At 63.0% G+C, this 24,509-nt stretch carries 27 protein-coding genes; 15 read left to right on the forward strand and 12 right to left on the reverse strand.

What is annotated here, in order from left to right; genetic code table 11:
• The first annotated feature begins 39 nt into the window (after positions 1-39).
• Both H3Z74_RS05985 and H3Z74_RS05990 read left to right on the forward strand, forming a co-directional pair.
• Positions 40-1,338, forward strand: a complete 1,299-nt coding sequence (locus tag H3Z74_RS05985; protein WP_187763032.1) for an AAA family ATPase — start codon at positions 40-42, stop codon at positions 1,336-1,338.
• Positions 1,339-1,343: 5 nt separating this feature from the next.
• Entirely contained in the window at positions 1,344-2,012 is a 669-nt protein-coding gene (locus H3Z74_RS05990; RefSeq protein ID WP_187763033.1) for a retron system putative HNH endonuclease, read from the forward strand.
• Between the two features lie 513 nt (positions 2,013-2,525).
• On the opposite strand, the gene H3Z74_RS05995 is transcribed toward H3Z74_RS05990, so the two are convergent.
• On the reverse strand, positions 2,526-2,876 hold the full coding sequence (locus H3Z74_RS05995; RefSeq protein ID WP_187763034.1) for a hypothetical protein: 351 nt from the start codon (positions 2,874-2,876) through the stop codon (positions 2,526-2,528).
• Positions 2,873-3,343 carry a DUF5681 domain-containing protein gene (locus H3Z74_RS06000; RefSeq protein ID WP_187763035.1) on the reverse strand — a complete coding sequence of 157 codons (471 nt, stop codon included), beginning with the start codon at positions 3,341-3,343 and terminating at the stop codon, positions 2,873-2,875. Before H3Z74_RS06000 ends, H3Z74_RS05995 begins: the two co-directional genes overlap by 4 nt.
• Positions 3,344-3,803: 460 nt before the next feature.
• On the opposite strand from H3Z74_RS06000, the gene H3Z74_RS06005 reads away from it, so the two are divergent.
• The 3 genes from H3Z74_RS06005 (at position 3,804) to H3Z74_RS06015 (ending at position 7,649) form a co-directional block, all read left to right on the forward strand.
• On the forward strand, positions 3,804-4,940 hold the full coding sequence (locus tag H3Z74_RS06005; RefSeq protein WP_187763036.1) for a glycosyltransferase family 4 protein: 1,137 nt from the start codon (positions 3,804-3,806) through the stop codon (positions 4,938-4,940).
• 66 nt (positions 4,941-5,006) lie between these two features.
• Positions 5,007-6,410 carry an NAD(P)H-dependent flavin oxidoreductase gene (locus H3Z74_RS06010; protein ID WP_187763037.1) on the forward strand — a complete coding sequence of 468 codons (1,404 nt, stop codon included), beginning with the start codon at positions 5,007-5,009 and terminating at the stop codon, positions 6,408-6,410.
• Between the two features lie 258 nt (positions 6,411-6,668).
• A complete protein-coding gene (locus tag H3Z74_RS06015; protein ID WP_187763038.1) occupies positions 6,669-7,649 on the forward strand; it encodes a diguanylate cyclase domain-containing protein in 981 nt (326 codons plus the stop codon).
• 101 nt (positions 7,650-7,750) lie between these two features.
• Here H3Z74_RS06015 and H3Z74_RS06020 read toward each other — a convergent pair whose 3' ends face one another.
• Positions 7,751-8,761 (reverse strand): 2-hydroxyacid dehydrogenase, encoded by a 1,011-nt coding sequence (locus H3Z74_RS06020; RefSeq protein ID WP_229726920.1) that lies wholly within the window; start codon positions 8,759-8,761, stop codon positions 7,751-7,753.
• A 100-nt stretch (positions 8,762-8,861) separates the two neighbouring features.
• On the opposite strand from H3Z74_RS06020, the gene H3Z74_RS06025 reads away from it, so the two are divergent.
• The 4 genes from H3Z74_RS06025 to H3Z74_RS06035 all read left to right on the forward strand — a co-directional run bounded on the left by H3Z74_RS06025 (position 8,862) and on the right by H3Z74_RS06035 (position 10,112).
• Positions 8,862-9,365, forward strand: coding sequence for an SH3 domain-containing protein (locus H3Z74_RS06025; protein WP_187763039.1), 504 nt, complete (start codon positions 8,862-8,864; stop codon positions 9,363-9,365).
• Between the two features lie 7 nt (positions 9,366-9,372).
• A complete protein-coding gene (locus H3Z74_RS24725; RefSeq protein ID WP_326838802.1) occupies positions 9,373-9,591 on the forward strand; it encodes a hypothetical protein in 219 nt (72 codons plus the stop codon).
• On the forward strand, positions 9,549-9,839 hold the full coding sequence (locus tag H3Z74_RS24730) for a GNAT family N-acetyltransferase (protein WP_326838803.1): 291 nt from the start codon (positions 9,549-9,551) through the stop codon (positions 9,837-9,839). The genes H3Z74_RS24725 and H3Z74_RS24730 overlap by 43 nt, the downstream gene beginning before the upstream one ends.
• 87 nt (positions 9,840-9,926) lie before the next feature.
• Complete coding sequence (locus tag H3Z74_RS06035; protein ID WP_187763040.1) at positions 9,927-10,112, forward strand: hypothetical protein; 186 nt, start codon at positions 9,927-9,929, stop codon at positions 10,110-10,112.
• A 48-nt stretch (positions 10,113-10,160) separates the two neighbouring features.
• Here H3Z74_RS06035 and H3Z74_RS06040 read toward each other — a convergent pair whose 3' ends face one another.
• Entirely contained in the window at positions 10,161-11,348 is a 1,188-nt protein-coding gene (locus H3Z74_RS06040) for an acetyl-CoA C-acyltransferase (RefSeq protein ID WP_187763041.1), read from the reverse strand.
• Between the two features lie 164 nt (positions 11,349-11,512).
• On the opposite strand from H3Z74_RS06040, the gene H3Z74_RS06045 reads away from it, so the two are divergent.
• The 4 genes from H3Z74_RS06045 to H3Z74_RS06060 all read left to right on the forward strand — a co-directional run bounded on the left by H3Z74_RS06045 (position 11,513) and on the right by H3Z74_RS06060 (position 14,464).
• Positions 11,513-11,770 (forward strand): hypothetical protein, encoded by a 258-nt coding sequence (locus H3Z74_RS06045; RefSeq protein ID WP_187764192.1) that lies wholly within the window; start codon positions 11,513-11,515, stop codon positions 11,768-11,770.
• The gene (locus tag H3Z74_RS06050) at positions 11,763-12,518 is read left to right on the forward strand and encodes a prepilin peptidase (protein WP_187763042.1); all 756 of its coding nucleotides are present in this window, start codon (positions 11,763-11,765) and stop codon (positions 12,516-12,518) included. The genes H3Z74_RS06045 and H3Z74_RS06050 overlap by 8 nt, the downstream gene beginning before the upstream one ends.
• On the forward strand, positions 12,515-12,979 hold the full coding sequence (locus tag H3Z74_RS06055; protein WP_187763043.1) for a hypothetical protein: 465 nt from the start codon (positions 12,515-12,517) through the stop codon (positions 12,977-12,979). Before H3Z74_RS06050 ends, H3Z74_RS06055 begins: the two co-directional genes overlap by 4 nt.
• Before the next feature lie 66 nt (positions 12,980-13,045).
• Complete coding sequence (locus H3Z74_RS06060) at positions 13,046-14,464, forward strand: coniferyl aldehyde dehydrogenase (RefSeq protein WP_187763044.1); 1,419 nt, start codon at positions 13,046-13,048, stop codon at positions 14,462-14,464.
• Positions 14,465-14,740: 276 nt separating this feature from the next.
• Here H3Z74_RS06060 and H3Z74_RS06065 read toward each other — a convergent pair whose 3' ends face one another.
• The 8 genes from H3Z74_RS06065 to hppD all read right to left on the reverse strand — a co-directional run bounded on the left by H3Z74_RS06065 (position 14,741) and on the right by hppD (position 21,626).
• On the reverse strand, positions 14,741-15,949 hold the full coding sequence (locus H3Z74_RS06065; protein ID WP_229727058.1) for an RNA polymerase sigma factor: 1,209 nt from the start codon (positions 15,947-15,949) through the stop codon (positions 14,741-14,743).
• A gap of 16 nt (positions 15,950-15,965) precedes the next feature.
• A complete protein-coding gene (locus H3Z74_RS06070; protein WP_229726921.1) occupies positions 15,966-16,289 on the reverse strand; it encodes a YciI family protein in 324 nt (107 codons plus the stop codon).
• A 90-nt stretch (positions 16,290-16,379) separates the two neighbouring features.
• A complete protein-coding gene (locus tag H3Z74_RS06075; protein ID WP_187763045.1) occupies positions 16,380-17,147 on the reverse strand; it encodes an enoyl-CoA hydratase in 768 nt (255 codons plus the stop codon).
• The gene (locus tag H3Z74_RS06080) at positions 17,144-17,461 is read right to left on the reverse strand and encodes a MarR family winged helix-turn-helix transcriptional regulator (protein ID WP_229726922.1); all 318 of its coding nucleotides are present in this window, start codon (positions 17,459-17,461) and stop codon (positions 17,144-17,146) included. Before H3Z74_RS06080 ends, H3Z74_RS06075 begins: the two co-directional genes overlap by 4 nt.
• A gap of 231 nt (positions 17,462-17,692) precedes the next feature.
• Complete coding sequence (locus tag H3Z74_RS06085) at positions 17,693-18,325, reverse strand: DUF1989 domain-containing protein (RefSeq protein WP_187763047.1); 633 nt, start codon at positions 18,323-18,325, stop codon at positions 17,693-17,695.
• Positions 18,292-18,999, reverse strand: a complete 708-nt coding sequence (gene gntA, locus H3Z74_RS06090; RefSeq protein ID WP_187763048.1) for a guanitoxin biosynthesis heme-dependent pre-guanitoxin N-hydroxylase GntA — start codon at positions 18,997-18,999, stop codon at positions 18,292-18,294. Before gntA ends, H3Z74_RS06085 begins: the two co-directional genes overlap by 34 nt.
• 56 nt (positions 19,000-19,055) lie before the next feature.
• Positions 19,056-20,345 (reverse strand): homogentisate 1,2-dioxygenase, encoded by a 1,290-nt coding sequence (gene hmgA, locus H3Z74_RS06095; RefSeq protein ID WP_187763049.1) that lies wholly within the window; start codon positions 20,343-20,345, stop codon positions 19,056-19,058.
• A 210-nt stretch (positions 20,346-20,555) separates the two neighbouring features.
• Entirely contained in the window at positions 20,556-21,626 is a 1,071-nt protein-coding gene (gene hppD / locus H3Z74_RS06100) for a 4-hydroxyphenylpyruvate dioxygenase (RefSeq protein ID WP_187763050.1), read from the reverse strand.
• A gap of 196 nt (positions 21,627-21,822) precedes the next feature.
• Here hppD and H3Z74_RS06105 point away from each other — a divergent pair, with 196 nt between their 5' ends.
• A complete protein-coding gene (locus H3Z74_RS06105; RefSeq protein ID WP_187763051.1) occupies positions 21,823-22,269 on the forward strand; it encodes a MarR family winged helix-turn-helix transcriptional regulator in 447 nt (148 codons plus the stop codon).
• Positions 22,270-22,361: 92 nt separating this feature from the next.
• Positions 22,362-24,506 carry a malate synthase G gene (locus tag H3Z74_RS06110; RefSeq protein ID WP_187763052.1) on the forward strand — a complete coding sequence of 715 codons (2,145 nt, stop codon included), beginning with the start codon at positions 22,362-22,364 and terminating at the stop codon, positions 24,504-24,506.
• Positions 24,507-24,509 lie beyond the last annotated feature (3 nt).

Below are 24,509 nucleotides of genomic sequence, written 5' to 3' on the forward strand. Positions count from 1 at the left end.
CGCTAAATCTCCTAACCTTTCCGAAGAGAGGGTAGAGTCATGGATAGGCAAGGCTTCAAAAGGCTGAAAATTCAAGGATGGCGACAATTTCATGCCATCGACATAGAAGTACATCCTCGCTTGACGATTATAACGGGCGCAAACGGTGCCGGAAAAAGCACTATCCTAAGCTTTTTAACACGCCACTTCGGATATAACCGAGATTTTCTGGCGACCCCTCAAACAAAATCCGGGATCGTGTCTTTCACATTCGGCATATTTAAAGTTATTAAGCGAAACCTTTTTTTCTCCGGCCAATATGACGCCGGCCAAGGCACACGGATAGGCGAGATTGAATATGCGTCAGGCCAGCAAGCCTCAATATTTCTTCCGCCATCTCAGGGGTTGAACTATTCAATATCGATCCACGGCCAGCAGCATGTGGATGGCGTGCACATTGACTCTCATCGCCCGCCGAACATTTATCGTCATGTTTCGACCATTTCCACGGCCTCGCCCTCAAGCACCGACATTGGGAATGGGCTCAATTCGGAATACATGAATTACTATTCCAACGGGCAAATTAACCAAGGGAGTCTGCATCACATAAAATTGTCTTTGATCCAAATGAGCATATTTGGCCATGGCAACAACACCATGGAGCCTAATCCCGAGCTGATCAGGCTTTTCAGTGGTTTTGAGCAAAAGCTACGCGAGATTCTACCACCGTCTCTCGGTTTCGAGCGGCTGGTGATCCGATCACCAGAAGTTCTACTTTCCACAAAATCAGGTGATTTTCTAATTGATGCAGCATCAGGAGGCGTCATCAAGCTTATTGAGGTTGCTTGGCAAATCTATTTCTACTCGCAAGGCAAGTCGGGATTCGTTGTCACATTCGATGAGCCGGAAAACCATCTGCATCCTTCCATGCAAAAATCGTTTCTTCCTAACATAATGAAGGCTTTTCCAAACACCCAGATCATCGTAGTCACGCACAGTCCCTTCATCATCTCGGCGATGCGGGATTCCTTCGTGTATGTGCTTCGCTACGAGGACACTGATGTCGCAAGCGATGGCGATGATCAAAGCATCAAGGGCATGATGGGATCGCGCGTCTACGCCGAGCAGTTGGACACCGTGAATAAGGCCGGAACCGCAAGCGAAATCCTGAGAGACGTTCTCGGCATCACGACCACAATCCCGGATTGGGCAGAAGATAGGGTCGAGCAGATCGTGGCGGATTATCAGGGTTGGCCGATGAACAAGGACACCGTCGCCGCCATATACGCACAATTGGAACGAGAGGGCTTGGCCGCCAGCTATCCGACGGTGCTTGCCAGCCTGACGAGGCCTCAATGAGGGCCTTGGCGAAGGGACCAGCACCGGCCATTCTTGCGCAGAACGGGGCTCAATGGCGCGCCGACTTGCTGGCTATCCTCGGGCGAGGCGATAAGCCGTCCGAAGCAATAAAGGGGCGATATCGGCATAAGGACATCAAAGCTGCGATCATTGAAGAGACGCATGGAAAATGCGCGTATTGCGAGAGCAAAGTCCGTCATATCACACATGGGGACATCGAGCATATCGTGCCGAAGTCAAAGGTTCCCGCGAAAGCCTATGACTGGCCTAACCTGACGCTTGCTTGCGATGTCTGCAACGAGAACAAGGGCGATCACTACAGCAATGACCCGGCGCTGTCGCAGGACAATCTCATCGATCCATATGTCGATGATCCGCATGACCATTTTCTGTTCATGCGTGAAGTGGTTGCCGCCCGGCCAGACAGTCTGCGCGCCAAGGCGACGGAAGTAATTATCAAGCTCAATCGGGGCGAATTAATGGAGCGCCGCCGCGAGCGGATGCAGTTTCTAGAAGGGTTGGTCTGCGCCTATGTCGGTGCTGCCGATGCTTTCAAACCGATGCTTTTGAAAGACCTTGAAGAAAATCACCTCAAGGAATCCGACGAATATTACACCACGTCAAAAACCTATATCGATGTCATGAGAGAAAAAGGCATTTTGCCCGTCGCCTAGCGATCGAATCCGTAATCTCGCCGACGCCAGCTTTCCCCCTGTTCGCGGGAAGACGATCGCGTTGGCTGGCGGACACGTTCCAACCGCTCTTTCGGCCCGCCCGGCGTGGGGCCGGGCGCGGTCGGCACGTGTCGCGCCAATTCCCTCACGAGTCCAATTTCTACCTTGACGCGCCGCTGATCTTCCTCGGGGGCGCGTTCACGGTGCTGGCGCTTCGCGTCTACGGACGCTTCGGGAACCCGATGAACGGCAGCTTACAGGCGGTCGACGGACGCGCTAACCGACCGCAACTGGGGCGCATAGTTGTCGACTAGCGGGTCTTGAACGAACGTCCTCTTACCCCGCCTGAGCGCCCAAAAGCAGACGGGCCGGTTTCCACCAATGTCGAACGCTCCCTACGTGAACGAATAACGGCTTTCGGGATTACCTTCGAGGCGGCTGGGTGGCCGACATCGGACGCAAAGCAGTCGAAAAGGCCATGCGACCAGACCAGCAATCCCCGTTCACCCCACATCACTCCCAATCCACCCCATTAACAAGCTCCCCCAAACACGCCGTGCACCCGCACCCTTGCCGCGCCTCCATCGCCGCCGCGCGCCTTTGGTCGTTAAGTTCTATCGCCCGGTCCCGGGCGGCGCTGAGTTCTTCGGCCAGATCGATCTCCGGGCCGTCATCGCCGTCGTAACCCGCCCCGATCCGGCCCCAGCCGCGATTGAGCAGCATTACCGCCGCCGCCATGCGGACCGTCTCGCTTCCTTTGCTGTCGGTGGCGATCATCGCGATGGCGTCGAGCGCGGCTTCGGTATGGATGCGCGCCAGTTCGGACAGCAACTGGCTGTCGGCAGTGCGCAGCGCGCGGCTCATGCTTCGTCCTCGCTGGTCACCGGCCGCACGATCGACTCGCCGCCGGTCAGCCCGGAAATAATCTCGTCGTCGAATGACCCGATCGCCACATATTCCCGCTTCGCGCTGGAATAGCGCGCGCCGACCCCGTCGCGCTCGAGCGTCTCGAACAGGGCGACCTGCTGCTGTTTCTGCACGGCTTCGGCCGCGAGGACGATCGAGGTCCATTGCCGCTGTGCCAGCCGGCTGCCGTTGATCGCCGCCTCGGTCAGCGCGCGGATCACCGCGCGGTGCGCCGGCATTTCGATCTCGTCATCGCCGTCCTTCACCCGGACAGTGCGATACGCCTCTTCCAGAATGACCCTGCGCGTCGGTTCGTCCGATCCGGGCAGGCGATCGCCCGGACGACCGGTCGCGCCGCGGACGCGGGGCCGGCCCGACGGATTGCCCGACTGCCCCTTGACGAAGCGCTGGCCGAGTGGCGGCATGGGCCTGGCCGGTTTTTCCGGCGCTGCATCGCCCGTTGTTTCGTTTTGATCCGATTCTACATTCCGTCCAATCATGTCACCGCCCTCGGTCATGGCTAATCCTGTCGCCCCTCAATCAGCTTTTTGCCGAAGGTTGAATCGAGCCGCCCCCTGTTTTGATGCAGCAGGGGCGATGGCCGCCCCTGTTATCGCCCCTGTTCCGCGTATTTCGATAACAGGGGCGGTTGGTTTCAAGGTGTTGATCTTGAACGTAAATTCCGGACGGGAATTCCAACATAACAGGGGCCGAAAAACTACTCGTCGAAAACAGGGGATAACAGGGGCGGGGCACCTCCGGCTCGCGCGGCAATGGCAATCGAAGGCGGCCGCGCCAATCACCGCCCTACGCTCCGCCGCCGTAACGGAAGCGACAGGGGAGAAGCACATGACGCGGACGGATTTCCGCGCTAGTTCGCGGCGCATGCCGCAACCGGTCAACATCCTGCACCTCCATTCGACCTTCAACCTGGGCGGCAAGGAGGCGCGTGCGGTCCGGTTGATGAATGTCTGGGGCGACCGCGCACGGCACACCATCGTCTCGGGCATGCCCGATCAGCTCGGCGCGCGCGATGCGATCGCCAGGGGCGTCAAATATGAGATCGCGCAGGATCCGCCGCCGTTGACCGGGCGGCCGTCGGTCGCGCGGTTCGAGGCGATCGCGCGCTATATGCGGCGCTTCGACCTGGTGCTGACCTATAATTGGGGCGCGATCGACGGGGTGATGGCGCGGCGCGTCTTCTCCAAGGGCCTGCCGCCGCTGGTCCATCATGAAGACGGGTTCAATTCGGACGAAGCCAAGGGCCTGAAGGTAGAGCGCAATCTCTATCGCCGCATCGCGCTGCCCGCTGCGCACGCCATGGTGGTGCCGTCGGAAACGCTGCACCGCATCGCGATGGACATCTGGAAACAGCCGGTCGGGCGCGTGCACCGCATCGTCAACGGCATTTCGACCGGCACCTATGGCGGCAAGCCCGTCGCCAATGCGATCCCGGGGCTGAAGCGCAAGCCGGGCGAAGTGGTGGTCGGCACGCTGGCGGGGCTGCGCGCGGTCAAGGATCTGCCCGCTCTGGTGCGCGCGGTCGGTGGCTGTTCATCGCGCATCCGGCTGGTCATCGTCGGCGAGGGGCCCGAACGCGAGGCGATCCTGGATGCCGCGGAGCTGATGGGACTGTCCGACCGGCTGGTGATGCCGGGCTTCCTGCCCGAGCCGCATCGCTATATCGGGCTGTTCGACATCCTCGCCTTGTCATCCCGCAGCGAACAATTCCCGATCGCGGTGATCGAGGGGATGGCGGCGGGCCTGCCAATCGCCGCGCCGGGCGTTGGCGATATCCGCAGCATGGTGTCGGATCCGAACATGCCCTATATCGTTGACTACACCAGTGAGGTGCGGTTGCGCGATTCGATCGAGACACTGGCGCGAGACCCCAAACTCCGGGCGGCGCTGGGCGCCGAAAACCGTAAGAAGGCCGTCGCGGAATATGACGAAAGCGTGATGATCGCACGCTATGCCGGCCTTTATGAGGCCGCAATGGGCCGCCCGGGAGCGTTTTCCTGAGTCGCAATTTGCTCGCTAACGGGCATCCAATCCGTATATCGCGCGTATGTTAACGTGGAGGTCGTCGTGTTCAAAGGTCTGAAGCCCATCATCTATAACGGCCAGGAGGTCTGGCCGATCGTGGAGGGTGGCAAGGGCGTGGCCGCGACCAACCATGCTTCGGCCGGCGCATGGGCCGCGGCGGGCGGCATCGGCACGGTCTCGGCGGTCAATGCCGACAGCTATGACCCGGACGGCAAGATCATTCCGCAGATCTACACCGCACTGACCCGGCGGGAACGCCATGAGGAACTGATCGACTTCGCGATCGAGGGCGCGGTGCAGCAGGTCAAGCGCGCATACGACATTGCCGGCGGCAAGGGTGCGATCAATATCAACGTCTTGTGGGAAATGGGCGGGGCGCAGCGCATTCTGCACGGCGTGCTCGAACGCACCCGCGGCATGGTCGCGGGCGTCACCTGCGGCGCGGGCATGCCCTACAAGCTGAGCGAGATCGCCGCTTCGTACGAGGTCAGCTATCTGCCGATCATCAGTTCGGGCCGCGCCTTTCGCGCGCTGTGGAAACGGGCTTATTCCAAGGCATCGGAATGGCTCGCGGCGGTGGTCTATGAAGATCCCTGGCTCGCTGGCGGCCATAATGGCCTGTCCAATGCCGAGGATCCGCTCAAGCCGCAGGATCCGTACCCGCGCGTGAAAGAATTGCGCGACGTGATGCGCGAAGGGGGCATTTCCGATTCCGTGCCGATCGTGATGGCCGGCGGCGTGTGGTTCCTGCGCGACTGGTCCAACTGGATCGACAATCCCGAACTGGGCAGCATCGCCTTTCAGTTCGGCACACGGCCCTTGCTGACTCAGGAAAGCCCGATCCCGGATGGCTGGAAAGCCAAGCTGATGGATATCGAGGAAGGTGAAGTGCTGCTGCACCGCTTCTCGCCGACCGGCTTCTATTCCAGCGCGGTCAGGAACCCGTTCCTGCGCAGCCTCGAGGCGCGCTCGGAGCGCCAGATCGCCTTTTCGACGCAGGAGGCGGGCGATCACACTTTCCAGCTCGATGTCGGGGTGAAGGGCCGGAATTTCTGGGTCACGCGCAACGATCTGCTGCGCGCACGGCAATGGTTCGGTGAAGGCTTTACCGACGCGCTGAAGACCCCGGACAACACGCTGGTGTTCGTGTCGCCGGAGGAAAAAGGCGTGATCCGCAAGGACCAGGCCGATTGCATGGGCTGCCTCAGCCAGTGCGCGTTCTCGTCATGGTCGGATACCGAGACCAACTCGACCGGTCGCCTCGCCGATCCGCGCTCCTTCTGCATCCAGAAGACGCTGCAGGACATCGCGCATGGCGGACCGATCGAACAGAATCTGATGTTCGCCGGGCATGGCGCCTATAATTTCAAGAAGGATCCCTTCTATTCGAACGGCTTCGTGCCGACGGTGAAGCAACTGGTCGACCGGATTCTGACCGGCGATTGAGCATCGTCGATCGCGCGGATTGACCGTTATTTGGCATCGATGGTGCCAAAACATTGGCGGCCAGGATCGGCGCGGGCAGGGGTGGCTTCCGGTTCGGTTCAGCCACGGGGCTTGCGGACGTGCCAGCACGGCAAATGCGCAGTCTTGCGCTCTAATTCGTCCTTAACCCTTGCCCCTTAGATCGTTGCCGAACCCGCTCGTCGCGGGCCGGCAGGGAATGGGTTGATGAGGCATGATTCGGTTCGATCGACGGGAGGTATGGCACTGGCCATGCCATCGATTGCCCGGCTCAACCGTCTTTATGATCGCGCCACCTCGCTGGTCACGCTCGGGGCATGGGAGTGCGACCTCGATACGTCGGCGTTGACCTGGACCGAGGGCGTCTATCAGCTGTTCGGCCTGTCGCCGCTGATCGCCCCCGACCGCGCGGCAACCGTCGAGCTCTATCATGAGGAGTCGCGGCGCGAGATGGAGGCATTGCGAGCCGAGGCGATCGCGACTGGACGTGGCTTCGCGCTTGACGCGCGGATCCAGACTGTCGCGGGCGTGGAGCGCTGGATGCGCCTGACCACCGGTGTCGAACAGGAACGCGGCCGGGCGCGGCGGCTCTACGGCGCCAAGCAGGACATTACCGAGGACCGCGCACGAACCGAGCGTCTCCGCCGCCTTGCCGAGCGCGACCCGCTGACCGGTCTTGCCAATCGCGGCATGTTCCAGACCAACTTCTACGACTTGCCCGATGCGCTGCTGCGCGCACGCGGCGTGTCGGCGCTGGTGCTGATCGATCTCGACGACTTCAAGCTGATCAACGACCGGCTGGGCCATTCCGCCGGCGACGATTGCCTGCGCCAGGTCGCGGCGCGGCTGAAGCAGTTGTTCGCCGATGCGGAGATGGTCGCACGGATCGGCGGCGACGAGTTCGCCGTGCTGCTGCGCGGCATCCATAAGCGCGACGAACTCGGCCATCGGCTGGAACAGGTCCTGGCGGGGCTGCGCCGGCCGATATTGTGTCACGGCGAGCCGGTGGCGATGAGCGCATCGGCCGGCGCCACGCTGATCGACGATATGGCGGTCCATGATCCGGCGCTGCGCTTCGCCGAAGCGGATTCGGCGCTGTATCTCGCCAAGGGGCATGGCCGGAACCGGGTCCGCGTGTTCGTGCCCGATCCCGGTGCGGGGATACGCCCCGAATGGGCCGCGATGCGCCCGGCGATGTGCCTGCCACTGGGCATTCGCTAGCGCGGCTTGCGACTCAACACCGGCGCGGATCCCCGCACAGGGGCGTCACACGGGACGAGATGTCCTGCTCATCAGGAAAACTCGCTTGTCGATCTCGAAGATCAGGCCCAGCCTTCCAGCACTTGATCGGGCGGGCGGTGTCCGTCGGCCCACATGCGGATATTGGCGATGACCTTCTCGCCGGTCGCAAGCCGACCCTCATAAGTGGCGGAGCCCATATGCGGCAGCATCACGACATTGGGCAAAGCGAGCAGGCGCGGGTCGATCTCCGGCTCATGCGCCCAGACGTCGAGCCCGGCGCCGGCGAGGCGGCCAGCTTCAAGCGCGTCGACCAGCGCGGCTTCATCGACAATTCCGCCACGTGCGGCGTTGATGAGATAGACGTGCGACCGCATCAGGCCCATGCGGCGCGCGTCGATCAGATTCTCGCTCGCCGGGTTGCGCGGAGTGTGGATGGTCAGGATGTCGATGCTGCCGAGCATGGTGTCGAGCGATTCGTGCCAGGTCGCGGCCAGCTGCGCTTCGAGCACGGCGGGCAGGCGGTGGCGATTATGGTAATGGATCGACAAGCCGAAGGCACGGGCGCGGGCGGCGACCGCCTGGCCGATCCGGCCCATGCCGATAATGCCCAGGGCCTTGCCGCCGATGCGGTGACCGAGCATCCCGCCCGGGCTCCAGCCTTTCCACTGGCCCGAGCGGACGAGCTTCTCGCCCTCGGCCAGCCGGCGCGGCACCGACAGGATCAGCGCCATGGTCATGTCGGCGGTATCCTCGGTCAGCACGCCCGGCGTGTTGGTGACGATGATGTCGCGCGCGCGCGCCGCCTTCAGGTCGATATGATTCACGCCGGCGCCGAAATTGGCGATCAGCTTCAGCCGCTCGCCCGCACCGGCGATCAGCTCGGCATCGATTTCATCGGTCACGGTCGGGACCAGGACATCGCAATCGGCCATCGCCGCGGCGAGCTGCTCGCGAGTCATCGGCGCGTCGCTGCGATTGTTCACCGTGTCGAACAATTGCTCCATCCGATCCATGATCGTGTCGGAGAGTTCGCGGGTCACGACCACCCGGGGTTTTGACACTTTGGCGGACGGGCGTCTCATTTCGGGCATGAATCCGGCTTGGCGAAGCCCTTGGCCTACGTCAACGGTGGTTGAACCGCCTCTTGCGAACGGGGTAAATGATTCGTGAAGCCGGGGACAGGGAAGAGTTATGCGTAACAGTGCGAGAATCATCCTCGCTTTAGCAGCGATCGGGTTGGCAGTATCTGGCCTGGCGCCGGCATTGGCCGGGCTGATACAGAAAAAGCCGCCTTATTTCGCATCGATCTCGGCGGGCAAGGCGCGCATGCGTACGGGCCCTGCGCGGACTTATCCGGCGAGCTGGCTCTATCAGCGCGCCGACCTGCCGGTGAAGGTGATCGACATGTACGAACGCGGCGCCTGGCTCAAGATCGAGGATCCGTCTGGTACGCAGGGCTGGATGATGGGCACGCTGATCAGCGAGAATCGGACCGGCCTGATCATGGGCACGGTTGCCGAATTGCGCGATTCTCCGCGCTTCGGGGGCAAGATCATATGGCGGGCGGCGCCCGGCGTGGTTGGCCGGCTGAGCAAATGCGCGCGGGGCTGGTGCTATTTCGACGTGCGCGGGCGCGGCGGCTATGTCGAGGCGAACCGGCTCTGGGGCGTCGAGCCCGGCGAATCGCTGAACTGATATGGCGATGCGCGTCGTTACGGATGACCTGACTCACCCCGATGTGATTGCGCTGGTCGAACTGCATCTCAAGGCGGCGTTCGAGAACTCTCCGCCTGGTAGCGTCTTCGCGCTCGACCTCAGCGGCCTGAGGGATCCCGCCGTGACGTTGTGGACCGCGTGGGAGGAGGGGCGCTGCTCGGCATGGGCGCGCTCAAGCGGCTCGATGCCGAGCATGGTGAACTGAAATCGATGCGTACCGCACCGGCGCAGCTGCGACGCGGCGTGGCTGCGGCGATGCTCGATCATCTGATCGCCGAAGGATTGGCGCGAGGCTATCGACGGCTGAGCCTGGAGACGGGCAACAACGCACCGTTCGCGCCGGCCCGGGCGCTGTACGCGCGCGCAGGCTTTGTCGAATGTGGGCCGTTCGCCGACTATACGGATGCGAGCTTCAGCCGATATTACACGCTGGCGCTCGATCCGGACGTATAGATCGCGATGATCGTCCTTGCGGGTGAACAGGTCGGCGAGACGTGCTAGATCAGCCGGTACATTCTGTGCATCCAATAGGATGGAGCCATGAGTAAAAGAAGGGCATTGCTCGCGATATTGGCCTGGGCCGTGATCGGATATACCGCGATCGTGATCAGCTTGCCGGCGGCGGACCATGTCGGTGCGCCGCATTGGCTCGTGATGGCCGTCGCGATCATTCTTCCCGCTCTGCTGGCGAAGACCGGTGAACGCATATGGCGCGGTTCGACTTAGCCGAAGCTAGTCCGGCAGCGAGTCAATACGCCGGGGCGGAATTGCTGCCTAGTTCATCAACTCCACCGCCAGCGCCGTCGCTTCGCCGCCACCGATGCACAATGACGCCAGGCCGCGCTTCTGGCCGGACGCCTGCAACGCCGAAAGCAAGGTGGCGAGGATGCGCGCACCGCTTGCGCCGATCGGATGGCCGAGCGCACAGGCACCGCCATTGATGTTGAGCTTGTCGTGCGGCAGGTCGAGGTCGCGCATCGCGATCATTGCCACCACGGCGAACGCTTCGTTGACCTCGAACAGATCGACATCGCCCGCCGACCAGCCAGCTTTCTCCAGCGCCTTGCGCATCGCGAAGACCGGGGCGGTGGTGAAGAGCGACGGGGCGTGCGCATGCGCCGCCTGGCTGACGATCCGCGCGATCGGGTCGAGACCAAGCCGCTCCGCGACGCTGGCGCGGGTCAGCACCAGCGCGGCCGCGCCGTCGGAGATAGACGAGGCGTTGGCGGCGGTGATCGTGCCGTCTTTCGAGAAAGCGGGGCGTAGTGTCGGGATTTTGGACGGATCGCCCTTTTCCGGCTGCTCGTCGAGCGTGACGGTCACGCTGCCCTTGCGGCCGGCGACTTCGACCGGGACGATCTCGCGATCGAAGCCGCCGGAGCGCTGCGCCTTTTGTGCGCGCTCGAGCGACGCGATGGCGAAGTCGTCCTGCTGCGCGCGGGTGAATTGATACTCGGCCGCGGTATCCTCGGCGAAATTGCCCATCAGCTTGCCGGGTTCATATGCATCCTCAAGGCCGTCGAGATACATATGGTCCATCAGCCGGTCATGACCGATGCGCGCGCCGCCGCGGTGGCGCAGCGAGAGATAGGGCGCATTGGTCATGCTCTCCATGCCGCCCGCCACGATCAGATCGGCGGAACCGGCGGCAAGCGCGTCGGCGGCGAGCATCGTCGCCATCATGCCGCTGCCGCACATCTTGTTGACCGTGGTCGCTTCGATATGATTGGGCAGGCCGGCCTTGAGCGCTGCCTGGCGCGCGGGAGCCTGGCCGAGACCAGCGGGCAGGACGCAGCCCATATAGATCCGCTCGATCGCTTCGCCCGACAGGCCGGCGCGCTCGACCGCACCGCCGACTGCCGCCGCGCCGAGCTCCGTCGCGCTCGCACCGGACAGCGCGCCCTGGAAACTGCCCATCGGGGTGCGGGCATAGGACAGGATGACGATCGGATCGGCGGACATGAGCGAGACTCCGGAAGAGGGAGGGGTTGCGGGCGATCTAGTCGCGGTGACGGCGGTTTACAAATGCGTGGCGGATGTTTGGGTGTGCTGGTTGTCATGCGTCCCGTCACGCCCGGACCAAGTTCAGGGTGACGAAGGAGATGAGGCAGCCTATCGCCTTCATCATGGAAGACACGCTCACCACCGCGCTCAAATGGTTCGCTTCGGGCAGCGGCGTCGTCGCGGCACTGATGGTATCACTTGATTCCGGTCGCCGCGTGACCGGCTGGGGTTTCGTCCTGTTCGTCGCTTCCAGCATCGCATGGATGGCGGGCGCCGCGCTGACCAATGACTGGGCGCTGGGGAGCCAGAACATCGCCCTGTTCGCGATCAACATCTTCGGCGTCTATCGCTATCTGATCCGCAAGAAGGCCGATGGCTGAGCTCTGGCTCTGGCCGCTTGCGCTCGGGGTCCTCGGTGCGGTGATCGGCAGTTTTATCGCGACATTGGTGATCCGCTGGCCGCAGGGACGGTCGGTGATGGCCGGGCGGTCGCATTGCGACCAGTGCGACGCGGTGCTCGGTCCGCGTGATCTGATCCCGCTGCTCAGCGCGGCGCTGGCGCGCGGCGGATGCCGGCACTGCGCCGCGCCGATTGATCCGCGTCACTGGCAAATCGAGCTGGCCGCGCTTGCGATCGGCGTGATCGCCGGATTCGCCGTGACGGGTCCGGTCGGAATGGCTGGCGCGGTATTCGGATGGCTGCTGCTTGCGCTGGCTGCGCTCGATATCACGGAATTCTGGCTGCCGGACCGGTTGACGATCACGCTGGCCCTCGCTGGCCTCGCCTCCAGCCTGCTGGGCGTCGATCCGCCGATCATCGACCGATTTATCGGGGGCGCTGCCGGGTTCGGCGCGCTCTGGCTGATCGGCACGGTTTATAAGCGCTTGCGTGGCCGCGAAGGGTTGGGCGGGGGCGATCCAAAACTGCTTGGTGCGATCGGTCTGTGGCTCGGATGGCAGATGCTGCCGGCGGTGCTGTTGCTCGCCAGCCTGACCGGTCTCGCCATCGCCCTGACCACTTGGCTCATGGGGCGAGGCGGAAGGCTCGATGATCGCATGCCGTTCGGTGCGCTGCTCGCGATCGCGGCTTACCCGGCATGGCTGTTCCTGCTAGGTTATCAGGCATGATCGTGATCGCTCTCCTGGCGCTGCTCGTCGCCGGTACCGCCGACAAGCAGCCCAAACAGGCACCCCCGCCGCCACCGCCCGTATCGGTCGACGGACTGCCGATCGGTGGCCTTCCGCAGCAGGTGCTGCCCGCGACCGGATGCGCTGCTTTTCTGTGGAGCGTCGGCCAGACCCGCGCCATGGTCGCGATGGCCAGTGCGGAGCCAGCTTCGGTACGCCTCTCGATCGACGGACAGCAGATCGACGTGCCGCGTACGGCGCAGCAGGGCGCGGGCGGCTTCGGCTTTTCCAGCGTCACGGAGTATGAGGGCAGCGGTGTGAAGGCGGTGCTCGACATGACCATCGCGACCCGCGGCGACCTGAAGGACGGGGCGACGGTGCCCGAAGCGACGCTACGGATTGAGCGGTCGGGAAAGGACAGCATCATATTACCCGTGATGGGCTTGATCGGTTGCGTTTAAAGACTGATAAATAGCCCGTTGCGCCAATGGCGGCGGGCAGGGGACAGGGTCCCCGGGGAGAGAATGATGTCCGATTTGAAGGCGATCCTGGCTGGCCAGCGCGCAGCGTTCATGGAGCAGCTTCCCGTCTCGGCTGCCACCCGCAAGGATCGGCTGAAACGCGCCGCGGCAATGATCGGCGACAATGCTGAACGCTTCTGCGATGCGCTGAGCGAGGATTTCGGGCATCGCAGCCGCGAGCAATCGATGCTGACCGATATCGCCAGCTCGGTCGCGCCGATCAATCACGCGATCAAGTCACTCGACAAATGGGCGAAACCGGAACGGCGCCCGGTGCAATTCCCGCTCGGCCTGCTCGGCGCGAAGGCGTGGATCGAATATCAGCCCAAGGGTGTGATCGGGATCATCGCGCCATGGAATTTTCCGGTGAATCTGGTAATGTCGCCGCTTGCCGGGGTATTGGCGGCGGGCAATCGCGCGATGGTCAAGACGAGCGAGTTCACGCCGCGCGTCGCCGCATTGTTCGAAGAGGTTGTCGGCCAGTATTTCACACCCGAGGAACTGGCCTTCGTGTCGGGCGGGCCGGATGTCGGCAAGGCGTTTGCCGAGCTGCCTTTCGACCATCTGATCTTCACCGGCGCGACCGCGATCGGCAAGCATATCCTGCATGCGGCGGCTGACAATCTCGTGCCTGTGACGCTCGAACTGGGCGGCAAGTCGCCGGTGATCGTCGGCAAATCGGCCGACCTGAAACAGGCGACCGAACGCGTTGCCCTGGGCAAGATGCTCAACGCGGGACAAATCTGCCTCGCGCCCGACTATATGCTGGTCGAGGCCGACCAGGAAGCGGCAGTGGTCGCCGGCCTGAAAGCGGCGGCATCGTCGATGTATCCGAGCCTGCTCGCCAATCCCGATTACACCGCGATCATCAACGACCGGCATTTTCAGCGCCTTGGCGACCTGCTCGACGATGCGCGCGCCAAGGGGGCGACGGTCGAGGCCGTCAATCCGGCAAACGAGGATTTCGGTGCATCGAATGCACGGAAAATGCCGCTGCACATCGTCACCAACGTCACCGACGACATGGCGGTGATGCAGGAAGAAATATTCGGCCCCGTGCTGCCGATCCGCCGCTATGACGGGATCGATGACGCGATCGGACAGGTCAACCAGCGCGACCGGCCGCTTGGCCTGTATTATTTCGGCAGTGACGCTGGCGAGCGCCGTCGCGTGCTCGACCGCACCATCGCCGGCGGCGTCACGCTCGACGACGTGATCTTCCATATCTCGATGGAGGAATTGCCGTTCGGTGGGATCGGTCCGTCGGGCATGGGCGCCTATCACGGGCATGACGGCTTCAAGACCTTCAGTCACGCGAAGAGCGTGTACAAGCAAGCTAGGCTCGACGTGGCCAAACTGGCCGGTCTCAAGCCGCCTTATGGGAAGGCGACGATGGCGTCGGTGAAGCGGCAGATGAAGGGGTGATATTCTGCAATGCGGCCTGAGCTGTTGCAATCACCGCCTCCCGTTCGACAATAAGAAAGAGCGCGCCGGTGTTAAGTCCGGCGAGGGCGGTCTTCCCGATCCTGCGGCACGATTGAATCGCTGCCAGCAGTCCCGTCGGCGGGGGCGAACGCCGGGAGATATGTTACACCAGATATGTAACATATCTCCTGCCCGGATCTCGGCGAGGAATTGTATAATATCATTTTATATCAAGTAGTTATAGGATATTTGACACAAAAGCCATTGCCCGGCGGTTCAGCAGCAATCGCGCTTCCGCTCCAGCCAGCGCCGCTCGGCCGGCTCCGGTTCCAGGTTGAGCGCGGCATCATAGGCGATGCGTGCCGCGTCGCGTTGGCCGAGTCGGGCGAGCAAGTCGGCGCGCACCGCATGATAAGGCAGGAAGCAGATCAGGCCAGGCAGGGTGAGCGCATCGATCTCATCGAGCGCCGTGGCCGCGCCCCTAACCTGCGCCAGTGCAACCGCGCGGTTGAGGCGCGTGACCGGATCGTCGCGCACTGCAACCAATGCGTCGTAGATGACCAAGACCGCAGGCCAGGGCGCTGCGTCCTCTAGCGAATTGCGGGCACACCATTCGGCGTGGACCAGCGCCGACAGCACGCGCGGTCGCGCAGCGCCGAACCTCAGGGCGCTGGCCAGATAGGGTCGCGCCTCGGTGATCAGTGCCGCATTCCAGAGCGCTGGATCCTGTTGGTCGAGGGGCACCATCAAACCATCCGCGTCGATGCGCGCCGGTCGTCGCGCTTCGGCGAAGCGTATCATTGCCGCCAACGCGAGCACGTCGGCATCGTGCGGAATCAGGTCGGCAAGCGTTGCGGTGACCTGCAGCATTTCCGCAGCATAATCGGAGTGTCGCCCACCGCCCGCCGCATCGGCATGGGCCCTGGCATAAGCGATTTCGATCGTGCTCAGCACCGCATCGATACGCTCCGGCCATGCTTGGGGTCCAGGCATTTCGAAGCTTATTCCTGCATCGGCGATCTTGCGTTTGGCGCGTACCAAGCGCTGCGCCACCGTTGTTTCGCTGGCCAGGAATGCCTGGGCGATCTCGAGCGTCGTCAGTCCGCAAACGAGCTTCAAGGTAAGCGCCGCGCGCGCCTCGGGATGGATTGCCGGGTGACAGCAGATAAAGATCAGCCGCAGCCGCTCGTCAGGAATGAGCGTGGAATCGGCCATCAGCAATTCCTCCGCCGTGGGGTCGGGTTCGGGCGGAGGCAGAGCCGCACCGGCGCGGATCGCGTGCCGCCGCAGCATGTCGAGCGCAACGCGGTCGGCGACGCGGTACAGCCATGCCGCCGGATTGCGCGGCGCCTCCGTCGGCCAGGCTGTGACGGCGCGGGTGCAAGCTTCGGCAAATGCCTCTTCCGCGATATCGAGGTCGCGGAACCGGGCTGCGAGCGCGGCGATGATCCGCCCTTTATATGCGCGTGCGGCCCGGTCCAGCATGTCGATCAATGTACGATCAACGGGCGAACCTCGATTGCGCCGTCGAGCCGTAGCGGGACTTTTTCGCGATCTCCAGCGCGGCGTCGAGATCGGGCGCCTCGATCACATAATAGCCGCCCAGCTGCTCGCGGGTTTCGGCAAAGGGCCCGTCATGGATCACCTGCTTGCCGCCGGTGGTGCGTACGGTCGTTGCGGTGGTCACGGGCTGAAGGCCGGCGCCGTCGACCTGCCTGTCACCAAGCTCGCCAACCAGCGCCATATGCTTGTCGATGATCGCCATCATCTCGGGCGTGTCGCCATACCCGCTCTCGTCCTCATAGATCAGCAGCATATATTGCATCGTTCGTCTCCCGCTCGCGTGAATGCGATCGTACCGTGGAGACGGGCGAGGGGGGAGCGGATTCGACAGGTGTCGCGAAATTATTTGCGGCTATGCCAATCCGGTGAAGTCTGGCGCACGGCGTTGCGCAAAGGCCGTGAACGCTTCTCGCGCTTCCGCCGTCGAAAGGCGCTCCAGGAACAACCTGCTCTCCACGTCCATATGCGCAGTGATCGCGTCGTTGTCGCGCATCAGTCCCTTGGTCGCGACCAGTGCGCCAAGCGGCTGTTTCGTCAATCGCTCGGCCACCGCCCGGGCGGTCTCCAGCAACGCCCCGAGCGGTACGACGCTGTTCGCCAGGCCCCAGGCAACGGCGTCGTGAGCGTTGACCGCTTCACCAAGCGCGAACATCGAAAAAGCCCGGACATGCCCGATGCGCCGGGTCAGCAACAGGCTCGACGCCGCCTCCGGCACCAGCGCCAGGCTGACAAACGGGGTGGTGAGCTGCGCGTCTTCGGCCAGTACGACATGGTCGCAGTGCAGCAGCATTGTCGCCCCGACGCCGACGGCGCGGCCTTGCACGGCGGCGATCAGCGGTTTGGTGGCGGTGGCGATGGCCCGGATGAAGCGCGCCACGTTGCGCGGGCCTTCACCGCCGGCGGCAACCACCGCAAACTCGCCGATATCGTTTCCCGAGGTGAACAGGTCGCCTTCACTCCGGATCAGGATTACCTGGACGTCGCCATCGTCGTTCGACGCTTCGATCGCGTCGGCCAGCGCCTCGTACATCGCATCGGTCAGTGCGTTCTTCTTGTCCGGGCGGTTCATGACGAGGGTCAGCACCCCGTTCGATTTCTGGATCTGGATATGGTCGGTCATTTGCCGTTCTCCTTGGGAAATTTCTCGCGCACGGCCTCCAGCCAGCGCGCGACGATCGCGAGCTCCTGGTCGTCAAAGCCATCGCAAAGCCGGTCATTCATCGCGCGTGCGCCGCGGATCGCGTCCGTTCGCGCGGTCACCCCTTTGGGGGTCAGGGTGATGATCCATGCCCGTCCGTCGGCCGGATCCGGGCAGCGCTCGATCAGGCCGACGCGGGAAGTCCGATCGATCAGGCCCGACAATGCCGGCGCGCCGAGGTCGAGTGCTTGTCCAAGCTGCGCCATCGGCGTGCCTGTGTCGGGTGACAGTGCCATGAGCAGTCCTCCGCGCGCTGCGGTTCCTCCGTCATTCGCATCCTGGATCGCTGCCTGGATCCGGCGTTGAGCGACATTGAGGAGGTAGATGAATCGTCCGCGCCTTTTGTCCGTTGCCTTGATCATCGTCTGCACCAGTTGTTCGCGTACGAACTATATTGTTCGTACGCGAAGTAAACCGATAATTTTCAACATCCCCGGCGACCCCGCGGGAATGGGGCCCTATGTCGATCAGCGCGTTTGAGCGGGTTCGATCCGGTAGTGAATCGGCTTGAACGTGCCGCCATTGGAATCAGGGGCGGAGCAGGCGGTGAGGCCGATGATCAGGTCCATCTCGGCGCGCAGCGCAATATGATCGCCGGCCTTGCTGATTGGCGGCAGGACCCTCAGCCGGCCGCTGGCGCCGTCGACCGGCACGTTCATGAAGCAGTTGAACGCGACCGGGATGCGATCGGCGCCGATGCCATAGGGATCGAGTGCTTCGGCGAGATTGCCGAAACAGCCGCGATGCGGCTCGAGGTCGGGATAGAAGTGTTTGAACGTGTCGAAGGAGCAGGGGGTGAGCAGGAAGTCGTGCCGCCCGACGACATCCTCGACGATATCGAGCATCACGTTGGAGCGGTTTGAATAGAGCTTGTCGCCTTTGGTCAGGTAGATGTGCTCGGCATAATCAAGCGTGCGGCCCGAGGAGATGACCTCGTCGACATCGGCTGCATTGAAAGCCAGCAGATCGGCGACCTGTTCGCCGCGCGGATCGATCACGATCAGCGTTTCTCCCTTTGCCAGCCTGAATGCGGTCCCGCTGCGCTCGGGGATTTCGATGATATCGGTTACTTGCCGTCTCCCGAATAGCTGAACGGGCATTGCCACGCATCGCCGACCGCACGCCCGGAATATTGCCGAGCTTCGCTTGCCTCGCCGTGGCGCGATAGCATCGGATTGCGCGTGCCGGCCAGTGCTTCGTCACGGATCATGATCTTTTCGCGCAGGCCTTCATATCTGCCCTCGGCGCGCAGTGTTTCGAACTGGTCGTGCAGGTTGAAGACCATCGCCGGGCGCGAGAAACGCCGCGCAGGACGACTGGCATTGGGGTGGAGACCGACAATGAAGAAGGCCTGGCCGCCGAAGCTCAGCGAGAAATGCGGGTTCTCCGGGTCGGGGCTGACGCGTGAATCATAATCCTGGCCGCGCCATACATCCTTGTCGGACAGCGACTGGACACGTTCCCACAGCGCGGCTTCGAATTCGGTTTCGCTCAGCTGCTCGGGTCCTTCGAACACCACGGCAAAGCTGCGGAACAGTGCCGGCGAGTCACGATAAGCCTTGGCGAATTTGATTAGCCCGTCATGGATGCGCAGATCGTCCCATGCGCTGTCGATGCGATTGCAGGCGAGCACGTCGAGCGTGCCCTTGGCGAGCGCGGCCTTTGCACCGACGCACGGAAAGGCGGCGTCCGAAACATGGCTGTGCATCATCGTCTGCAGTTCATCCTGCGCGCGATGTTGCCAGTGATACAAGGGAGTGGCGGGTGCTGACATAAGCGACAAGACGCGCACCCGGCATCACTCGTTCCGGAAAATCTAGCTGATACGGATCAAGTCCGGTCGGGCAGTTGCGCCTTGGGGAAGCCGGTCCATACCTGATCATAGTCTTCATCGAGCGTGCCCGTCTGCAGCGCGAAGTCGGTCGCGCGGAAGACCCAGCGGCTTTCGATCATGAACGCCATGGTGCCGTCGATCTTGTGCGGCTTGAGCTCGGCCTCGCTCGCGCCCTTCCAACTTGCGACATCGGGACCGTGACCACTCATCTGGTTGTGCAGCGACAAGGCACCAGGGACGAAGCCGTCGGCCTTTGCATCATAGGCGCCGTGGATCAGGCCCATCGCCTCGCTCATCACGTTGCGGTGGAACCAGGGCGGGCGGAACGTATCCTCGGCGACCATCCAGCGCGGCGGGAAGATCACGAAGTCCGCATTTGCCGTACCGGGCACGTCGCTGGGCGAGGTCAGCACGGTGAAGATCGAAGGATCGGGATGGTCGAAACTGATGCTGCCGATGGTATTGAAACGCGCCAGGTCATAGCGCCACGGTGCGTAATTGCCGTGCCAGGCGACGACGTCGAGCGGCGAGCGGCCGAGCTCGGTGGTCCAGAGCGAGCCGAGGAATTTCTGCACCAGTTCGAATTTGCCTTCGCGATCCTCGAACCAGGCGGCGGGGGTTTCGAAGTCGCGTGGATTGGCGAGACCGTTGGAGCCGATTGGGCCGAGATCGGGCAGGCGGAAAGGCTGGCCGTGATTTTCCGCGACATAACCGCGCGCCTTGCCGTCCGGGAGTGTCACGCGGAAGCGAACGCCGCGTGGGATCAGCGCAACCTGGCCGGGCTTCACATCGATGCGGCCGAGTTCAGTGAGCAGGGTGAGCGCGCCCATCTCCGGCAGGATCAGCAATTCGCCGTCGCCGCTGACGAAGGCGCGGTCGATCATATCCTTCGACGCGGCATAGAGGTGCATGGCGACGCCGGCCTGAGTCGCCGGGCCGTCCCCGGCAACGATCATTGTCGTCAGGCTATCGAGCCAGTCGGCATCCTCGATCTCGGTCGGTCCCCAGCGCAAACGGTTCGGGGCTAGCGGATCCTTGCTGAGGCCCGGGGCGAAGCGCTTCGCCCCGGTATAGCGAGTGAAGGCGGGGTGTGCGGCGGAGGGGCGCAGGCGGTAAAGCCAGGAGCGACGATTCTCGTGGCGCGGCGCAGTGAAGGCGGTGCCGCTGAGCTGTTCGGCATATAGGCCGAAGGGCGGCTTTTGTGGTGAATTGCGGCCGATGGGGAGGGCGCCGGGCACGGCTTCAGTGGCGAAATGATTGCCGAAGCCGGTTTGGTAGTCAGTCATCGCCGTTCCTTAATTCCCTCTCCCCTTGTGGGAGAGAGTATTGGGTCGGTCATGCTCCCAGCATGACCTGAACAGCGCGGGGCGCTGTTCACCCAACACTGGAGCCGCGAAGCGGCGGAAGGGTGAGGGGGAATGTCGCGGGCGTTAACGCCCATCACTCCCCCTCATCCGGCCCTTCGGGCCACCTTCTCCCACAAGGGGAGAAGGAATTTAAGCGTCTACTTTGCCGGGCACCACACCGCGGCGGATCTGGTCGAGCTCGATCGATTCGAACAGCGCCTTGAAATTGCCCTCGCCAAAGCCGTCATTGCCCTTGCGCTGGATGATTTCGAAGAAGATCGGGCCGACCATATTTTCGGTGAAGATCTGCAGCAGCAGGCCGCCGCCGGTTTCCGGCGCGCCGTCGATGAGGATGTCGCGCTTGCGCATTTCCTCGACGTCATGATTATGGCCGGGCAGGCGCTTGTCGATCAGGTCGAAATAGGTCTGCGGCGTGGTCTGGAACTTGATGCCGTTGGCGCGCAATTTGTCGACCGTGCCGAAGATGTCGTCGGTCGCCAGCGCGAGATGCTGGATGCCTTCGCCCTTATAGTCCTTGATGAATTCCTCGATCTGCGAATGCTCGTCCTGGCTTTCGTTGAGCGGGATGCGGATCTTGTCGTCGGGCGCAGTCATCGCCTTGGAGAACAGGCCGGTCGCCTGACCCTCGATGTCGAAATAGCGGATCTGGCGGAAGTTGAAGATCGTCTCGTAATAATTGGCCCAATAATCCATCCGGCCGCGCTGCAGATTATGCGTCAGATGGTCGAGCGTGTGCAGACCGACGGCATGATCGTCCGCGTTCGCGCCGGCGACCGGCTCGAAATCGGTGTCGTAGATCGTCTCTCCACCGTGACGGTCGACGAGATAGAGATTGGCGCCGCCAATGCCTTCGATCGCCGGAATATCGAGCTCGCCCGGGCCATGCTCGCCCTTCACGGGACTCGCGCCGCGCTCGATCGCCAGCTTCAGCGCCTGATCGCTGTCGGCGACGCGGAACGCCATCGCATTGGCAGAGGGGCCATGCGCGTTGCGGAAACCGGCGACCTGACCGGCTTCGTCCATGTTGAGCAGGAAGTTGATGTCACCCTGCGCATAGCGGCGAACATTCTTCGACTTGTGCGTCCCGACATGCGTGAAGCCCATCTTCACGAACAGATCGGCCAGTGCTTCCGGATCGGGGCTGGTGAATTCGACGAACTCGAAGCCGTTCAGGCCCATGGGGTTCTCGGTCGCAGTCATGACGGTATCTCCGTGACGGGAAATTTGGTTACAGATGATACTATATCGGTTTGAGATGAGCTCGTCTATCCCAATGCCACCACCCCGGACTCGTTCCGGGATCCACCGTGCTTCAGGTGCGTCATGCCGAGCGGAGGAGTGGATGCCGGAACAAGTCCGGCATGACGAATAAGAAAGGGTGGGTTAGAAAACGACGATGCCGAAGCTCAATCTGGACGATTTCCTGCCCTATCGCCTGTCGATCGCGTCGAACCGCGTATCGTCGGCGATCGCCACCGCTTATCAGTCGTTGTTCGGACTCAAAATCCCGGAATGGCGGCTGATCGCGGTCATCGCGGAAGGCGAGGGGATGACTCAGCAGGCGCTTGGATCGGCCACGCGAATGGACAAGGTGACGGTCAGTCGCGCCGCGATCGCGCTCTATGGTCGCGGTCTGGTGCAGCGGAAACCCAATCCGGACGATCAGCGATCGCATCTGTTGTCGCTGACGGCTGCAGGCAAAGCATTGTACGACAGCGTCACGCCCAAGGCGCTGGCGCTGGAGAAGCAGGTGTTTGCCGGATTTTCCGCCGCCGAGATCGCGATGTTTCGCGGGTTGCTCGACCGAGTCGAGGCTTCGGCTGAAAAGATCGATCCCGAGTAATCCGTCCCGAACGGGGTTGATGCCCGGCCCCTGGCTGGCCTAAGCGGCAGAAGTCGCCCTCCCCAGGCAGTTGCAATCTCCAAGGAGGCTCAATGCCAAACATGCTCGATCGTGCCGGTCTGTCGGTTGCCGAACCCCTGGTGCGGTTCGTCGAGGGAAAAGTGCTGCTGGGGCTGCACATCCACGCGAGCGACTGGTGGCGCGGCGTGGCCGATATCTTCGCGCGCTTCACGCCTGAAAATGTCGCGCTGCTGGCCAAGCGCGAGTCGCTCCAGCTGCTGATCGACGCACGCTATGCCGCCGGCGAGCCGGTCGATGAGGTGTATCTGCGCGAGATCGGCTATCTTGTGCCCGAACCCGCGCCCTTCACCATCGGCACGACCAATGTCGATGCCGAGGTGGCGACCATGGCCGGGCCGCAGCTGGTGGTACCGGTGCTCAATGCGCGCTTCGTGCTGAATGCCGCCAATGCTCGCTGGGGCAGCCTTTACGATGCATTCTACGGCACCGATGCGTTGCCCGGCAGCGCGCGGCCCGGTGGCTATGACGCGGAGCGTGGCGCGCAGGTCATCGAGCGCTCCAAGGCGTTTCTCGATGAAGCGGTGCCGCTGGCGAACGGGAAATGGGACGAAGTCGCGTCGCTCAGCGTGACGAACGGCGCCCTGATGGCGCGGGGCCTGCTGACCGGTCAGACGCCGGCGCTCGGCGATCCATCGGCGTTTGCCGGCTATCGCGGCGATCCGGCCAGCCCGTCGGCGCTGCTGCTGCGTCATCACGGCCTGCACATCGAAATCGTCATCGATCGCAGCCACCCGATCGGCAGCGAGGATCCGGCAGGCATTGCCGATGTGATTCTCGAATCCGCGCTGACCTCGATCGTCGATCTTGAGGATTCGGTCGCGGCGGTCGATGCCGACGACAAGGTGCTGGCCTATGGCAACTGGCTCGGCCTGATGCGCGGCGACCTGGAGGAAAGCTTCACCAAGGGCGACCGCACCGTCACGCGCAAGCTGGACGGCGACCGCAGCTATACCGCGCCGGATGGTGGCGTGGTGACGCTGCCCGGCCGCAGCCTGTTGTTCGTGCGCAATGTCGGTCACCTGATGACCACGCCGGCAATCCAGTTGGCGAATGGCAGCGAGGCGCCGGAGGGCATTCTCGATGCGATCATGACCAGCACGATCGCACTCTATGATCTGCGCGGCCTGGGACAGTATCGCAACAGCCGCGCTGGCTCTGTCTATATCGTCAAGCCGAAGATGCACGGCCCCGAAGAAGCCGCGCTGACCAACACGCTCTTCGATGCGGTCGAGGATCTGCTGCAGATCGACCGCCACACGCTGAAGGTCGGTGTGATGGACGAGGAGCGTCGTACTTCGGCCAACCTCGCCGCCTGTATCGCGGCGGTGAAGGACCGCATCGTGTTCATCAACACCGGCTTTCTCGACCGGACCGGCGACGAGATGCACACCGCGATGCGCGCCGGGCCGATGATCCCCAAGGCGGAGATGAAGGCGAGCGACTGGATCAAGGCCTATGAGGACCGCAATGTCCGCATCGGCCTGGCGCATGGCCTGAGCGGCAGGGCGCAGATCGGCAAGGGCATGTGGGCAGCGCCCGACCGCATGGCCGACATGATGGCGCAAAAGATCGGCCATCCTTTGTCGGGTGCCAATACCGCCTGGGTGCCGAGCCCGACCGCTGCGACGCTGCATGCGATGCATTATCATCAGGTCGATGTGTTCGCGCGGCAGAAGGAAATTGCCGGCGAGGCGATCCCCGGCCTCTCGCCGTTGCTGACCGTGCCGGTCGCGGGCGGGCGCAACTGGACGCCGGAGGAGATTCGCGCCGAGCTCGACAATAATGCGCAGGGCATTCTGGGCTATGTCGTGCGCTGGATCGACCAGGGCGTGGGGTGTTCCAAGGTGCCCGACATCCACGATATCGGTCTGATGGAAGACCGCGCGACCTTGCGCATCAGCTCGCAGCACATGGCCAACTGGCTGCTTCACGGCGTTGCGACCGAGGCCGATGTCGACGCCGCGTTCAAGCGCATGGCGGCGAAGGTCGATGGGCAGAATGCGGGCGACAAACTGTACCGCGCCATGTCGGGCAATGAGGCGACAAGCCTGGCCTATCAGGCGGCACGTGCGCTGGTGTTCGAGGGCGTGAGCCAACCGAGCGGCTACACGGAACCGCTGCTTCATGCATACCGGGCCAAAGTGAAGGCGGCGTAGGGG

The organism is Sphingomonas alpina, from assembly GCF_014490665.1.
GTDB lineage: Bacteria > Pseudomonadota > Alphaproteobacteria > Sphingomonadales > Sphingomonadaceae > Sphingomonas > Sphingomonas alpina.

Coding starts and splice junctions, on each gene's coding strand:
- H3Z74_RS06080 (WP_229726922.1), bottom strand. CDS start 17,461: ATGGCACTGTCACCCGACACAGGCACGCCGATGGCGCAGCTTGGACAA.
- H3Z74_RS05985 (WP_187763032.1), top strand. CDS start 40: ATGGATAGGCAAGGCTTCAAAAGGCTGAAAATTCAAGGATGGCGACAA.
- H3Z74_RS06065 (WP_229727058.1), bottom strand. CDS start 15,949: ATGCTGGACCGGGCCGCACGCGCATATAAAGGGCGGATCATCGCCGCG.
- H3Z74_RS06000 (WP_187763035.1), bottom strand. CDS start 3,343: ATGCCGCCACTCGGCCAGCGCTTCGTCAAGGGGCAGTCGGGCAATCCG.
- H3Z74_RS06060 (WP_187763044.1), top strand. CDS start 13,046: ATGTCCGATTTGAAGGCGATCCTGGCTGGCCAGCGCGCAGCGTTCATG.
- H3Z74_RS06015 (WP_187763038.1), top strand. CDS start 6,669: ATGGCACTGGCCATGCCATCGATTGCCCGGCTCAACCGTCTTTATGAT.
- H3Z74_RS06020 (WP_229726920.1), bottom strand. CDS start 8,761: ATGCCCGAAATGAGACGCCCGTCCGCCAAAGTGTCAAAACCCCGGGTG.
- H3Z74_RS06110 (WP_187763052.1), top strand. CDS start 22,362: ATGCCAAACATGCTCGATCGTGCCGGTCTGTCGGTTGCCGAACCCCTG.
- H3Z74_RS06005 (WP_187763036.1), top strand. CDS start 3,804: ATGCCGCAACCGGTCAACATCCTGCACCTCCATTCGACCTTCAACCTG.
- H3Z74_RS06025 (WP_187763039.1), top strand. CDS start 8,862: ATGCGTAACAGTGCGAGAATCATCCTCGCTTTAGCAGCGATCGGGTTG.
- H3Z74_RS06070 (WP_229726921.1), bottom strand. CDS start 16,289: ATGCAATATATGCTGCTGATCTATGAGGACGAGAGCGGGTATGGCGAC.
- H3Z74_RS06050 (WP_187763042.1), top strand. CDS start 11,763: ATGGCTGAGCTCTGGCTCTGGCCGCTTGCGCTCGGGGTCCTCGGTGCG.
- H3Z74_RS05995 (WP_187763034.1), bottom strand. CDS start 2,876: ATGAGCCGCGCGCTGCGCACTGCCGACAGCCAGTTGCTGTCCGAACTG.
- H3Z74_RS06035 (WP_187763040.1), top strand. CDS start 9,927: ATGAGTAAAAGAAGGGCATTGCTCGCGATATTGGCCTGGGCCGTGATC.
- H3Z74_RS24730 (WP_326838803.1), top strand. CDS start 9,549: ATGGGCGCGCTCAAGCGGCTCGATGCCGAGCATGGTGAACTGAAATCG.
- H3Z74_RS06040 (WP_187763041.1), bottom strand. CDS start 11,348: ATGTCCGCCGATCCGATCGTCATCCTGTCCTATGCCCGCACCCCGATG.
- H3Z74_RS06075 (WP_187763045.1), bottom strand. CDS start 17,147: ATGACCGACCATATCCAGATCCAGAAATCGAACGGGGTGCTGACCCTC.
- gntA (WP_187763048.1), bottom strand. CDS start 18,999: ATGTCAGCACCCGCCACTCCCTTGTATCACTGGCAACATCGCGCGCAG.
- H3Z74_RS06045 (WP_187764192.1), top strand. CDS start 11,513: ATGGAAGACACGCTCACCACCGCGCTCAAATGGTTCGCTTCGGGCAGC.
- H3Z74_RS24725 (WP_326838802.1), top strand. CDS start 9,373: ATGCGCGTCGTTACGGATGACCTGACTCACCCCGATGTGATTGCGCTG.
- hmgA (WP_187763049.1), bottom strand. CDS start 20,345: ATGACTGACTACCAAACCGGCTTCGGCAATCATTTCGCCACTGAAGCC.
- H3Z74_RS06055 (WP_187763043.1), top strand. CDS start 12,515: ATGATCGTGATCGCTCTCCTGGCGCTGCTCGTCGCCGGTACCGCCGAC.
- H3Z74_RS06105 (WP_187763051.1), top strand. CDS start 21,823: ATGCCGAAGCTCAATCTGGACGATTTCCTGCCCTATCGCCTGTCGATC.
- hppD (WP_187763050.1), bottom strand. CDS start 21,626: ATGACTGCGACCGAGAACCCCATGGGCCTGAACGGCTTCGAGTTCGTC.
- H3Z74_RS06085 (WP_187763047.1), bottom strand. CDS start 18,325: ATGCCCGTTCAGCTATTCGGGAGACGGCAAGTAACCGATATCATCGAA.